This window comes from Halorhabdus sp. SVX81 (assembly GCF_029207715.1).
Classification (GTDB): domain Archaea; phylum Halobacteriota; class Halobacteria; order Halobacteriales; family Haloarculaceae; genus Halorhabdus.
The window spans coordinates 1,193,487-1,205,804 of the sequence record NZ_CP104322.1 but is presented as its reverse complement, the minus strand read 5'-3'; the positions used below and the strand labels follow the sequence as shown (position 1 = coordinate 1,205,804).

Sequence of the window (12,318 nt, the reverse complement as noted above, 5' to 3'; positions counted from 1 at the left end):
GTACCTGGGGCAGGTTGGCGCTTAAACCTGACCTTCGATGTGCGAGGCTTGCCATCCAAGGCGATACCGAGCGGCTATGTCAGACCACTGCGAAGATGGCGAGGCTGATCGCCCTTTTCCTGTCCGTTGACAGCTCTCTGTGGCGAACACGAGAGGTTTAATACCACTCAGTCAAACCACCAGGTGGTGAAACGACGTACGTTTCTTCGAACGGCCGGAGCCAGTGTCGTGGGCGCAACGGCGCTTGCCGGCTGTGCTGGCAACGACGGGACCGACACGGAATCGGCTGGAACGGGCGGATTCAGCGGCACACTCCAGGTGGCGACGTATTCGTCGTTCACCGGAAAGGACACCGCAGGGAACTGGCTGAAATCCATCTTCGAGGCGGCCCATCCGGGCGTGACTGTCGAGTTTACCACCCCCGAGAGTGGCCTCAACCAGTACATTCTCCGTCAGCAGAACGGTGCCGAGATCGATGCCGACCTCTATATCGGACTCAACACAGCCGAGCTCGTCAGAGCCGACCAGGAACTTGATGAGTCACTGTTCGAGACGGTCGATGAGGACCTTACACGCGCCGATACCGTCAAGTCGGGCCTCCAGATCGATCCCGACGGGCGGGCGATCCCGTACGACACGGGATACATCTCGCTGGTCTACAACGGCAACGAAGTCGAGAATCCGGCGACCTTCGACGCGCTGACGAGCGAGGAGTATCAGGGAGATCTCATCGTCCAGGACGCCGGAAACTCCGATCCAGGCCGGGCGTTTCTCCTCTGGACGATCGCCGAAAAGGGCCCCGATGGCTATCTCGACTACTGGCGGGATCTCCTCGATAACGACGTAACGATCCTCTCGGACTGGGAACCAGCCTACAACGCGTACATGAACGACGAAGCCCCGATGGTGGTTTCCTATTCGACCGACCAGGTGTACTACCACGGTGAGGGCGTCGATATCCAGAAACATCAGGTCGGCTTCCTGAACGATCAGGCCTACGCCAACCCCGAGGCGATGGCGCTGTTCGCCGATGCGGACGCGCCGGACCTCGCCCGGACGTTCATGGACTTCATGCTGTCGCCGGTGGCCCAGGCCGAGATCGCCGTCCGGAACGTCCAGTTCCCGGCCGTCGAAGGCGTCGATCCCGGCGCGGAGTTCTCACAGTACGCCTACGAGCCGTCCGAGCCAGTCACGTTCAGCTACGACGAACTCTCCGGCAACGTCGAAGGCTGGATCGAGGACTGGCGACGCGAGATCGCAAACTGACGATGCGACAGCCCTCGGCCGATCGTCTCGCCCTGCCGGCCGGGCTGGTGGTGACACTCTCGGTTCTCGGCGTCGTGTTTTACTATCCGGTTTCCCGAGTCCTTCTGGCTGCGATCGATCCGGGCGGTGCCTTCTTCGGACCGATCCGAACGATTCTCGCCGATCCGTTTTATGTTGGGGTTGGCCATCACGCCTTCGCCGATCCGCTCGGCGTTCCGTCGGGAGTTCTCGCCTGGATCCGCAACGGTGTCCCGCTTTCGGCGGTGGAGTTCGGGCTGTTCGGGTTCACGGCCTACCAGGCCGGCCTCTCGGCGCTCGCCAGTGTCGCGCTGGGGCTGCCCGGCGCGTACGTGCTCGCGCGCTACGAGTTCCGGGGCCGAGAAACACTCAGGTCACTGACGATCGTTCCGTTCGTCCTGCCGTCGATCCTCGTGGCGGTCGGGTTCCAGGCGATGTTCGGACAGACTGGCGTGTTGAACGACGTTCTGGCCGCGATGGGATTCGAGCGGATCGAATTCCTGTTTTCGTTGCCGATCGTGATCGTCGCCCACGCCTTCTACAACGCGCCGCTGGTCACGCGCCTGGTGACAGCAGCCTGGGAAGGGATCGACGCCCAGCAGATCGAGTCGGCCCGGGCCATGGGCGCGTCGCCGCTCCGGGCGTTTCGGGACGTCGTCGCACCGCAGTTGCGTCCGTCAGTGCTGACCGCCGGCCTGCTGGCGTTTATCTTCTCGTTTATGTCTTTCCCGATCGTGCTGGCGCTGGGCGGGCTTGAACTCCAGACGGTCGAGGTCTGGCTGTACGCGAAAGTCCAGTCGCTGGCGCTGGAAGAGGCGGCGGCGCTGGCGGTTCTGGAAACGCTGATTTCCTTGGGGTTGATGTATCTCTATCTCCGCTACGAGGCCGCACAGGTCGTTATCCGTTCGGGTGGCACAACCCAGTCACGCAGGCCGCTCGTGGCGGGCGCGAGGACGCTGACTGATCCCCACCGCCTCGCTGTGTTCGCCTACGGAATCGTCGCGGCGGTCGTCTTTCTCGGGCCGGTGGTCAGTCTCATCCTGGAGAGCATCACGGGACCGGGCGGGGAGTTTACGCTCGCGTACTACGAGTTCCTCCTTGCCCAGCAGGCCTCGGCTGCGGTCGGGACGATCAAGCCGTTGCCGGCGATCGGGAATTCGTTGCTTTTTGCCGTCGGGACGCTAGCGCTTGCCGTACCAATGGGCGTCATCGTGTCGATAATCGCGACAGGTGAGGGGCGAGGCGGTCGCCTGGCCGAGGCGGTGTTGAGCGCACCGATCGCCGTCAGCGGGATCGTCGTCGGCCTCGGGTTGTTACAGACGCTCGTCTTCGGCGTCCCCGTGTTCGGTCACCGGCTCACCGTCACGGGGCCGGTCGCCGTCGTCGCGGCCCACGCCGTAGCCGCCTATCCGTTCGTCTCCCGCACTGTCACCCCAGCGCTCGCGGGTCTCGACGACCGGCTCTCCGAGGCCGCCCGATCACTCGGGGCGTCGCGAGTTCGGGCGCTGGTCACCGTGACGGTCCCGTTGATCGTCCCCGCACTGCTTGCCGGCGCGGCGTTCGCGTTTGCGATCAGCATCGGCGAGTTCGACTCGACCGTGCTGCTCTCTGAGGGTGGCGGCAGCTACACGATGCCGGTCGCGCTCGAACGCTACGTCGGCAACCGATCGCTCGGGCCGAGTCTGGGGGCAGCAACAGCGATGGGGACCGTCCTGCTGACGGTGACAGCCATCAGTTTCGTCGTCATCGACCGCGTCGGAGGGCGATACGATGGGTGAGAGGTCCGTATCCGCGGGCGTCGAACTCGACGGCGTCTCGGTCACCTTCGGCGATGTGACCGCGCTCTCGGACGTGACTCTCTCGGTCGCGGACGGCGAGTTCTTCACGCTCGTCGGTCCCTCCGGGTGTGGCAAGACGACGACGCTCCGGACGCTCGCCGGCTTCGAGACGCCGTCCGCGGGCACGGTCCGGATCGGCGGGGTTGACGTCACGGACCGTGCGCCCGAAGACCGCGATATCGGAATCGTCTTCCAGAACTACGCGCTGTTTCCCCACATGACGGTCCGGGAAAACGTCGCCTACGGCCTCCGGTATCGGTCGCCACCGGGTGACGCCGATCCGGATAAGCGAGTGGCGGCGATGCTGGAACTGGTCGACATGGCCGGCATGGGTGATCGAACCCCCGAGTCGCTGTCCGGCGGCCAGAAACAGCGCATCGCCCTCGCGCGTGCGCTTGCCCCCGGACCGGACGTCCTCTTGCTCGACGAACCGCTATCGGCGCTGGACGCGCGATTGCGCGAGCGACTACGGGTCAGTATCCGGGAGATCCAGCGCGAACTCGACATTACGACAGTATACGTCACCCACGATCAGGAAGAGGCGCTGGCGATCAGCGACCGGATCGCCGTCGTCAACCACGGTCACGTCGAGCAGGTCGGGACGCCACAGGCGGTCTACCACAACCCGGCGACCCGGTTCGTCGCCGAGTTCATGGGCGAGAACAACGTCTTCGACGCGACAATCGAAGGGCGTGACCCACCACAAATGTCACTTGGTGAAACGACGCTCACGCTTGAGAGAACACTCCCGACGCGATCCCAGGTGATCGTCTGTGTCCGTCCCGAGGACGTCACACTCGGCGATGGAGACGTGACCCTTGCCGCGAACGTCGAACACGTCGAGTTCCTCGGGGACACCTACCGGGTGCATTGTGACTGGAACGGGCAGGCACTGCTGGCGAAGACCCGGTCCGAACCGACTGGCGACACCGTCACCCTCGGGATCGACGCCGCTGACGTGACCGTGGTCGGCACCCGCGAACCGTGACGGTCCGCGAGCAGCCCCCTCGTCGAAAAGCAAGACACACTTGTCCGGTGACTGCCGACCTCACGTATGCCCGACCGCGGCAAGATCGACACCGACACGTTCGACGCCGTCATCGCGCCACACCTCGGGGCCAGGCGAGACGACGTGACACTCGGCCCACAGCACGGCGTCGACTTCGGCGTGCTCTCGATCGACGAAAGCGCACTCGTGGTAGCGACCGATCCGATCTCGATTCTCCCCGCACTCGGGTTCGAACGGGCCGGTCGACTGGCCCTCGATATCGTCCTGACGGACGTCGCCGTCTCCGGGATCGCACCGACCCATGCGACCGTTTCGCTATCTCTCCCACCGGAGATGAGCGACGACGAACTGGGGCAAACCTGGCGAGGGATGGCCGACCATGCGGAGAATCTGGGCGTCAGCATCGTCTCGGGACACACGGCCCGATACGAAGGTGTCGAGTACTCCTGGGTCGGTGGGGCCACGGCGCTCGGGGTTGGTGATCCGGACGATATCGTTCGACCGGACGGCGCAAATCCGGGTGACGCGATCGTGCTCGCGACCGGACCGGGCGCGGAGACGGCCGGCCTGTTCGGGACGTTGTTTCCCGAAGCGCTCGATCTCCCCGCAGAGACGGTCGCGACCGCCCAGGAGCGCGTGACGGACATACGAGGTGTCGCCGACGCGACGACGGCAGCGGCCGCAGGCGACCTGACGGCGATGCACGACGCGACGGAAGGTGGCGTGGTCGGCGGCCTCGCCGAGATGGCGACAGGGGCCGACGTCACGTTTGCTGTCGAACGGGAGGCTGCGCCGGTTCAACCGGGAGTTGAGGCTGTCTGTGATGGGATTGACGTGGATCCGTGGACCGTGACAAGCGCGGGAAGCCTTCTCATTACGGCCCCACCATCGGCGGCCGAAGACGTCGTTGCCGCCCTCGAATCACGCGGCACGCCGGCGGCGATCATCGGGTCGGTGCGCGACGCCGGTAGTCAATCACCGGGGGTCGTCCTCGACGGAGAACGGGTCGAACCGCCGGCGAGTGACCCGGCGTGGGACGCGATGGCGCGCCTCCAGCGGACCACATGACGATAGACACCGGTGGCAATCGGTGTCGGGACAGCGTCCGTCGAGAATACACAGAGCCCGCACGGTCGCGGTCGATCAGCCGTGGCGAATCCGCTCGATGACGGTTTCGCGATCGACCGTCCCCGAGACCGTCCGGGGGATCGTCTTGCTGACGGCGATGGACTTTGGCACTTTAAACGATGCGAGTTCGTCCCGACAGATCGATTCGATCTCGTCGGGTGCCGGCTCGGTCCCGTTCTCGGGGACGACGAGCGCGCCGACGCGTTCGCCCCACTCCTCGTCGGGGATGCCGACGACGGTTGATTCGGCGACACCCGGGTGTGATTCGATGACCGATTGCACTTCGTTTGGATCGACGTTCTCGCCACCGGTGACGATCCGGTCGTCGATCCGCCCGACGACGTAGAGCCGGCCGTCGCTATCCCGATAGCCGAGATCGCCCGTATGGAGGCCACGCTCGTCGAAGACACGGCGTGTCGCGTCGTCATCGAGATAGCCAGGCGTCACAGTCGGCCCGTCGATGACGATCTCGCCGGTCTCGCCCGGCGGGGACGACGCGCCGTCGTCGATGATCGCGACCTTCGTGAACATGAGCGGCTGGCCGACCGTGCCCGGGTTCTCGAAGGCTTGCGTGGGCGTCGCGGTCGCCACTTGGGACGCTGTCTCGGTCATCCCGTAGGTCGGATACGCCGGCACCCCGGCTTTCTCGCTCCGTTCGATGAGGTCCCGGGGCGCGGCGGCCCCACCCAGCAACACGAACCGGAGTGATTCGGGCGGCGACCACCCCGCCTCGAGCAGTCGGGAAAGCATCGTCGGGACGAACGAGACGCCGGTCACGTCGAAATCCTCGATCGCTGCTGCGGTCTCGGCCGGTTCGAACTCGCGCTGGAGGACGACACTCGTTCCGTACAACGTCGACCGGATCAACGGTGCCAGTCCACCCATGTGCACCATCGGGACTGAAACCAGCCATCGATCCTCGCGAGTGAGGCCCAGTCGGAACGCCGATGCGATCGCGCTTGCAAAGAGATTTGTCAGCGTAAGTTTCACGCCCGCCGGCTCGCCGGTCGTCCCCGATGTGAACATGATGAGATGGGTATCCGACGGGTATCGCGCCCGTGGGGCTGTTCCACCATCGTGAGACGGGAGCGTCTCGACCCCGGAGGTGTCCGTCTCATCGACACTGAAGCGAGGGCATCCGTCGATATCAGCGATCGGCTCGGCAGTTCGATCCGTCGCGACGATGGCGTCGACGGCTGCCTTCTCGGCGAGGAACTCGAGTTGCTCAGTCGGCTCGCGGGTGTCAAGCGGCACGATCGCCGTCCCGAGTCGCCAGGCTGCGTGCGTCGCCCGGACGAAATCGATCCCCGTCTCCATGGCGATTCCGAGCCGGTCGGGCCGTCCCTCACAGGCAGTTTCGATCCGGCCCGCCAGCCAGTCCGCTTCGTCGAATAGCGCCTCGTATGTCCAACGTTCCCCCGTTTCCGACTCGATGACTGCGGTTCGATCGGGGGTCGAACTCGCGCGCGCAGTCAGTGGATCGACCTGGGGCCAGGCGTCGAGCGTTCGCATTAGCATGTCCTCAGACCCCGCAACACTTGAACGGCGCTACGATTCTCAGATTCTTCGAAGGTCATTCGTCCGGTGTCTGAAGACGATCGAGGTCGAACCCGATGCCGGGACTATCGGGCACGGGCATCCGGCCGTCGAGAACCGGTGCAGGATCGGGCGCGAAATCGTCCGCGAGTCGGTCGGCCGTCGCGAGACCGCAAGCCTGCTCGATCCCCAGACTCGCCGCCAGGTGGACGCAAGCGGTCCGGGCGAAGACCCCATCGATCGTCGTCGAAAATACCGGATCGATGCCCTGCTGTCTCGCCTCGACCGCCAGAGACCGCGTCCGTCGAATCCCGCCCACTGCCATCGGTTTCAGGACGAGGATATCCGCCGCCTCCACCGCGAGAATTTCGTCCAGGGTTCGCTTGCGAAGCGACTCGTCGAGTGCGATCTCGACGCCGCGATCCCGCAACGCAGCGTGACCGTCGAGATCATCGGCGGCCAGCGGCTGTTCGATGTACGAGACGTCGAGGGGTGCCAGACCGTCGATCGCCCGGCGCGCGTCAGCGACCGTCCAGGCAGCGTTCGCGTCGACGCGAACTTCCGGTTTCGGGCCGATCGCATCACGGACCGCCCGGACGCGGGAAACGTCCTCGCCGATCGAGCGAGCACCGACCTTGAGCTTGACCGTCTCGAATCCCGCATCGATGGCCGCTGATGCCCGTTCGGCCGTTTCTTCGGGGGACCCGTCCCCGACGGTTGCGTTGACAGGGACGGACTGACTTGAGGACGGATCCAGAGACGCCGCCAGCGGCTGCCCAGCCTCGCGAGCATGGCGGTCGGCGATCGCGAGATCGAGTCCATGGCGCGCTGCCGGCGTCTCTATCGGATCAAGGCCGTCGAGTGCCGCGTCAACTCCACGTTCCCTGGCCACCGACGTCGCCCGCCGAAGTGCGTCCCGACAGTCCTCAAGTGACTCTGTCCATCCAGGGAGTGGCATCGCCTCGCCAATCCCCGGTGAGTCTTCGAGCCTGACGAGAAAGCCCTCCCGGCGTTCGATCGTGCCAGTAGCCGTCGAGAGCGGCGAGGCGAGGGGCAACGAAACGGGGTCGACCTCCATCAGATCACCTGCGGCAGGGCGAGTCCGACCGCGAACAGCACGGCGTGGGCAACCATCACCTGGCCGGTCCGTTCGAGTGCTGGATCGAGGATGTCGCCCCCCGATTCAGTCAGGACGGTCTGTGTGACTGAGACGGCAAGTGGAAACGTCAATAGCGGGAGCAACGCCGGCAATCCGAAGTCGGAATCGAATGCGAAGACGACCGGGACAACGTACGCCGTCCCGATCATGAAAACGTATTCGAGGCGACTCAGTCGCTCGCCCAGGATGACAGCGAGCGTCCGCTTGCCGGCCTTGCGATCCGTCTCGATGTCGCGGATGTTGTTCACGTTCAAAATGGCAGTCGAGAGCGTCGCGGCCGGCAGGCTCGCGACGACGACCGCAAGGCTGACCGTCCCGCTCGGCACCCACAGCGGGAACAGGTCGGCCATCGTCGACGCTGCCTGGACGTAGTATGTCCCGACCACGGCAAAGACGCCGAAGTAGACGAACACGAACAGATCGCCCAGCCCGTAGTAGCCGTACGGATACGGACCGCCAGTGTAGAGGATGCCGGCGGCGATCCCGGAGAGCCCCACGAAGAGGATCGGCACGCCGCCGATCGCTACGAGATACAGCCCGACGCCGATCGCCAGCCCGTACGTGACGATTATTGCGCGCTTGACCTCGTCGGGTTCGATCAGGCCACTCGAAGTAACGCGGGTGAAGCCCTCGCGTTCGTCCGTGTCGGCCCCTTTTATGGCGTCGAAGTAGTCGTTGGCGAAGTTGGTGCCAATCTGGATCAGGAGTGCGCCGACCAGCGCCGCGAGTGTCGGGAAGAGGGCGAAGACGCCGTCGTGGACGGCGACGCCGACGCCAACGATGACCGGCGCGGTCCCGGCCGGGAGCGTGTGCGGTCTGGCGGCCATCACCCACGCTTTCCGCTTGGAGACGTCTGCCGCTGGCCTACTCATTAGGTCGGTTTCGGGGCCGCGTCCGTGTTAAGGTACCGGAGCGCGTCATCGAAATAACACCGAGACAGACAGCTTTGAGCATACGGCTCGCCCCGGCGAGCCGTTTCACTGCTGGCGAGTGGACGAGACGCGACCAGCGGGAGCGTCTCGGAAACGCGAACGGTGAAACCGTGAGCAACGAGCCAGCAGGAGTTTTTGATCGAGCTTTTTGCGAGGGGGGTTCGCTTGCGAACCCACCGACGTAAAAAGGTCGTTTAGTAGTGCCAGGGGTACTCGTCGAAGTCCGGTTCCCGCCCCTCGTTGAAGGCGTCCCGGCCTTCCTGCGCCTCGTCGGTCATGTACGCAAGGCGTGTGGCTTCCCCCGAGAACACCTGCTGGCCGACCATGCCGTCCTCGGGGAGGTTAAAGGCGTACTTGAGCATCCGCATCGCGGTTGGGGACTTGCCTTCGATACGCTCGGCCCACTCCAGGGCCGTCTCCTCCAGTTCCTCGTGGGGGACGACCTCGTTGACCATGCCCATATCGGCGGCTGCCTCGGCATCGTAGGTCTTTCCGAGGAAGAAGATCTCGCGGGCCTTCTTCTGGCCGACCTGGCGGGCAAGATAGGCAGATCCGAACCCGCCGTCGAAACTCCCCACATCGGGATCGGTCTGGAGGAACTTCGCGTGTTCCTCGCTGGCGAGCGTCATGTCACAGATCACGTGCAGCGAGTGCCCGCCGCCGACTGCCCAGCCGGGCACGACCGCGACGACGGGTTTTGGCATGTGTCTGATCTGGCGTTGGACCTCCAGGATGTGCAGGCGAGGGGCCTCCTGGCCGTCACGTTCGTCCGGGTCACCGTCCTCAGCGTACTCGTAGCCGGCGTCGCCGCGAATCGATTGGTCGCCGCCCGCGGAAAACGCCCAGCCGCCGTCCTGCGAGGAGGGGCCGTTGCCGGTCAGCAGGACGGTGCCGACATCGGCCTGGCGCTTGGCGTGGTCGAGCGCAGTGGAGAGTTGGTCAACCGTCTCGGGCCGGAAGGCGTTTCGCACGTCGGGGCGGTCGAAGGCGATTCGAACGGCGCCGACGTCGCGTGCCCGGTGATACGTGATGTCCGAAAAGTCAAACGATTCGATCGGGTCCCATCGATCCGGGTCGAACAACTCCGAAACCATACCGGGAATCCGGGCGGCCGGCGCAAAAGCGTTCCCCGACGTCATGGAGACGCCGGGTGTCTGACGCTCTGCCAAAAGTTAAGGGACCCCCTCCCTACGATCCGTATATGTCGATCGACCCAGAGGCAACACCACAGGAGATCACATCACTGGTGGGGCGAGAGGTGTATTCGAGCAACGGCGTCTACGTGGGCGAAATCGAGGATCTACGCCTTGATCTCGACGCCGAAGCCGTCACTGGGCTTGCCCTCCACCAGCTAAATACGGAACTGTTCAACGCCGAGACGGCAAGTGCCCGCGGGGCGATCGTCCCGTATCGCTGGGTACAGGCTGTGGGTGACGTCGTCATCGTCAACGACATCGTCGAGCACGTTCACGGGACTGAAGCTGACGGCTCCAGTGAAGACATCGTCGCGTGACTGCGTATTTTCGGCTCAACTTCCGTTTGAACTGTCGCTTCCTTCGACGCCCATCGCCTCGAAGAGCTTCGACCGAACGGCTTCTTCAGTGAGTTCGAGCAAAGTGTCCCGATTGTCGTCGCTCGTTTCGATCCCGGTAAAGATACCGAGTGGGATTTCGACGCTGGCATCTGTGGAGTGCCCGGCGGTTTCGCCGATGTCGCTGAAGGCCTCCTCTAAGACGTTCCCGATGTTCATCCGGATATCCTTCGAGCGGGCGGCCAGGTAGATCGTGTCGTCGGCGATAGCGAACACCGCAGTCGTCGTGATCCCTTCGAGATTGAGGAGTTGTTGAGCGGCTTGGGTGAGGGCGTCGCGGTCACGGATGAACCCCGCGTTCGAGACCAGGTGACTGCCGCGGACCTGTCGGTTCCGGATCGCCTCGGCGAGGACGTCCAGCGTCTCCGGACTCATACTCGGCGATTCGACCTGTTCGAGGGTGTCGTGATCCGCGAACGGATACAGATAGGCAGCGGCAGTCAGATCAGCCGGCGTCGTGTCGCGCTTGAAGTCCAGCGTCTCGGCGCGAATGCCATACAGAAGCGCGGTAGCGACTTCCTGATCGAGGCTGAGATCGAACTCCTGGACGTATTTCGTGAGGATGGTCGAGGTGGCCGAGACGTTGGGCCGGACGTCCGTGAATTCAGCGTCCATCTCGGTTTCGACCTCGTAGTGATCGATGACGATGTCGATCGGCCCGGAAACGTTCGAGGAGAGTTCGCCGCTTTTCGCATAATCGACAAGGGCGGACGTATCGTAATCAGCGAGGTCGACCGACGCGCTCGATACGAGTTCGAGACCGAGAAGATTGACGAACGCGCGATTTTCGTGATGTCCGATCTCACCCTCGTAGATGACATCCGCCTCGACGTCACGGTGTTCGGCGATGGCCTGCAGTGCGACCGCACTGGCGATCGAGTCCGGATCGGGGCCGCGATGGATCAAGATCGCCATCCGTTCGTCGGTCGAGTCAATGACGGCAGCGAGCTGGCGGGCTTTATGTTCGAGTTCGCCGGTTTCGAGTGCGCGGAGTGCCGAATCGGCGATCACTGCAGACGGATTGATGACGACGTTCGCGCCGAGTTCCGAAAGATCATCCGCAGATACCGGATCGGATGCACGGGCGACGATGAACTGCTCGTCGTTGTGTGTCCGGAGGTTCTCGACGGCGACCTCGTTGGCCTCGACGTCCGAAGAGAGAATCAACACGACGTCGCGGTCGGCGAGTTCGTCGACGATCGACTCGTCACGGATGTCCGCGGTCTTGGCATTGAGATCCTGATCTCGGAGGGCTTCGACGCGGCTCTCGTCGCGGTCCAAAATGAGGACGTCTTTGCCTTCCATTTCGAGTTCTTCCGCGACGGCGTGGCCGACACTTCCACACCCCAAGATAGCATACGAAGACATTGTCGCCATCGTGATTCCGCTACTCATAGTGACGAAACCGAGGGATCCCAGACTCTTATATCATCGAGGTTGTTCTCGATTCGAAAAACTCCCCGAAGCCGCCGCCCGAGTGCGACTGCCCAGCCCGAAAGGAAACGTATTTGAATCGCCCGACGAAACTCATGAGTGCTTGGGGCCGGTAGCTCAGTCCGGCAGAGCGTCTGACTCTTAATCAGACGGTCAGGGGTTCAAATCCCTTCCGGCCCGTGACATTCTCGCGCCGCTCAAATTTCGAGCGGCTCGTGTATTCACCAAGAGGAAGGATTTGAAGTAGACGAGTCACAGCCCGGGAAGCGAGCGGAGCGAGCGACCCGGAATGTCTCGGCGTGGTTCAAATCCCTTCCGGCCCGCTCTCTCTGGCGCTCGCAAACTCGCGAGCGTCTGCTGTGCGTCGGCGAAAGGGTTTGACGGAGACCAGTCGCGCACAATGAAGC

At 63.9% G+C, this 12,318-nt stretch carries 10 protein-coding genes and 1 tRNA gene; 6 read left to right on the top strand and 5 right to left on the bottom strand.

Going from position 1 to position 12,318, the window contains the following annotated elements; translation table 11 throughout:
• Nucleotides 1-186 precede the first annotated feature (186 nt).
• The 4 genes from SVXhr_RS05995 to SVXhr_RS05980 all read left to right on the top strand — a co-directional run bounded on the left by SVXhr_RS05995 (nt 187) and on the right by SVXhr_RS05980 (nt 5,199).
• On the top strand, nt 187-1,266 hold the full coding sequence (locus tag SVXhr_RS05995; protein ID WP_275740369.1) for a thiamine ABC transporter substrate-binding protein: 1,080 nt from the start codon (nt 187-189) through the stop codon (nt 1,264-1,266).
• 2 nt (nt 1,267-1,268) lie between these two features.
• Nucleotides 1,269-3,062, top strand: coding sequence for an iron ABC transporter permease (locus SVXhr_RS05990; protein WP_275740368.1), 1,794 nt, complete (start codon nt 1,269-1,271; stop codon nt 3,060-3,062).
• Nucleotides 3,055-4,110: an ABC transporter ATP-binding protein gene (locus SVXhr_RS05985; protein WP_275740367.1), complete on the top strand. Its 1,056-nt coding sequence runs from the start codon at nt 3,055-3,057 to the stop codon at nt 4,108-4,110. Before SVXhr_RS05990 ends, SVXhr_RS05985 begins: the two co-directional genes overlap by 8 nt.
• Nucleotides 4,111-4,176: 66 nt before the next feature.
• On the top strand, nt 4,177-5,199 hold the full coding sequence (locus tag SVXhr_RS05980; protein ID WP_275740366.1) for an AIR synthase-related protein: 1,023 nt from the start codon (nt 4,177-4,179) through the stop codon (nt 5,197-5,199).
• A 75-nt stretch (nt 5,200-5,274) separates the two neighbouring features.
• Here SVXhr_RS05980 and SVXhr_RS05975 read toward each other — a convergent pair whose 3' ends face one another.
• From SVXhr_RS05975 to SVXhr_RS05960, 4 genes are all read right to left on the bottom strand, one after another.
• Nucleotides 5,275-6,771, bottom strand: a complete 1,497-nt coding sequence (locus SVXhr_RS05975) for an AMP-binding protein (protein WP_275740365.1) — start codon at nt 6,769-6,771, stop codon at nt 5,275-5,277.
• 61 nt (nt 6,772-6,832) lie between these two features.
• Nucleotides 6,833-7,873 (bottom strand): o-succinylbenzoate synthase, encoded by a 1,041-nt coding sequence (gene menC, locus SVXhr_RS05970; RefSeq protein ID WP_275740364.1) that lies wholly within the window; start codon nt 7,871-7,873, stop codon nt 6,833-6,835.
• On the bottom strand, nt 7,873-8,826 hold the full coding sequence (locus tag SVXhr_RS05965; protein ID WP_275740361.1) for a 1,4-dihydroxy-2-naphthoate polyprenyltransferase: 954 nt from the start codon (nt 8,824-8,826) through the stop codon (nt 7,873-7,875). Before SVXhr_RS05965 ends, menC begins: the two co-directional genes overlap by 1 nt.
• A gap of 254 nt (nt 8,827-9,080) precedes the next feature.
• A complete protein-coding gene (locus tag SVXhr_RS05960) occupies nt 9,081-9,980 on the bottom strand; it encodes a 1,4-dihydroxy-2-naphthoyl-CoA synthase (protein WP_275740359.1) in 900 nt (299 codons plus the stop codon).
• Nucleotides 9,981-10,087: 107 nt separating this feature from the next.
• On the opposite strand from SVXhr_RS05960, the gene SVXhr_RS05955 reads away from it, so the two are divergent.
• Nucleotides 10,088-10,399, top strand: coding sequence for a PRC-barrel domain-containing protein (locus SVXhr_RS05955; protein ID WP_275740357.1), 312 nt, complete (start codon nt 10,088-10,090; stop codon nt 10,397-10,399).
• A gap of 15 nt (nt 10,400-10,414) precedes the next feature.
• Here SVXhr_RS05955 and SVXhr_RS05950 read toward each other — a convergent pair whose 3' ends face one another.
• Complete coding sequence (locus SVXhr_RS05950) at nt 10,415-11,872, bottom strand: DHH family phosphoesterase (RefSeq protein ID WP_275740355.1); 1,458 nt, start codon at nt 11,870-11,872, stop codon at nt 10,415-10,417.
• A gap of 145 nt (nt 11,873-12,017) precedes the next feature.
• Here SVXhr_RS05950 and SVXhr_RS05945 point away from each other — a divergent pair.
• Nucleotides 12,018-12,091 (top strand) — tRNA-Lys (locus SVXhr_RS05945).
• The last annotated feature ends 227 nt before the right edge of the window (nt 12,092-12,318 follow it).

Bases quoted from the DNA above. Each gene is read 5' to 3' on its own strand.
- SVXhr_RS05990 (WP_275740368.1), top strand. From the start codon at position 1,269: ATGCGACAGCCCTCGGCCGATCGTCTCGCCCTGCCGGCCGGGCTGGTG.
- SVXhr_RS05975 (WP_275740365.1), bottom strand. From the start codon at position 6,771: ATGCGAACGCTCGACGCCTGGCCCCAGGTCGATCCACTGACTGCGCGC.
- SVXhr_RS05985 (WP_275740367.1), top strand. From the start codon at position 3,055: ATGGGTGAGAGGTCCGTATCCGCGGGCGTCGAACTCGACGGCGTCTCG.
- SVXhr_RS05950 (WP_275740355.1), bottom strand. From the start codon at position 11,872: ATGAGTAGCGGAATCACGATGGCGACAATGTCTTCGTATGCTATCTTG.
- SVXhr_RS05955 (WP_275740357.1), top strand. From the start codon at position 10,088: ATGTCGATCGACCCAGAGGCAACACCACAGGAGATCACATCACTGGTG.
- SVXhr_RS05960 (WP_275740359.1), bottom strand. From the start codon at position 9,980: ATGGTTTCGGAGTTGTTCGACCCGGATCGATGGGACCCGATCGAATCG.
- menC (WP_275740364.1), bottom strand. From the start codon at position 7,873: ATGGAGGTCGACCCCGTTTCGTTGCCCCTCGCCTCGCCGCTCTCGACG.
- SVXhr_RS05980 (WP_275740366.1), top strand. From the start codon at position 4,177: ATGCCCGACCGCGGCAAGATCGACACCGACACGTTCGACGCCGTCATC.
- SVXhr_RS05965 (WP_275740361.1), bottom strand. From the start codon at position 8,826: ATGAGTAGGCCAGCGGCAGACGTCTCCAAGCGGAAAGCGTGGGTGATG.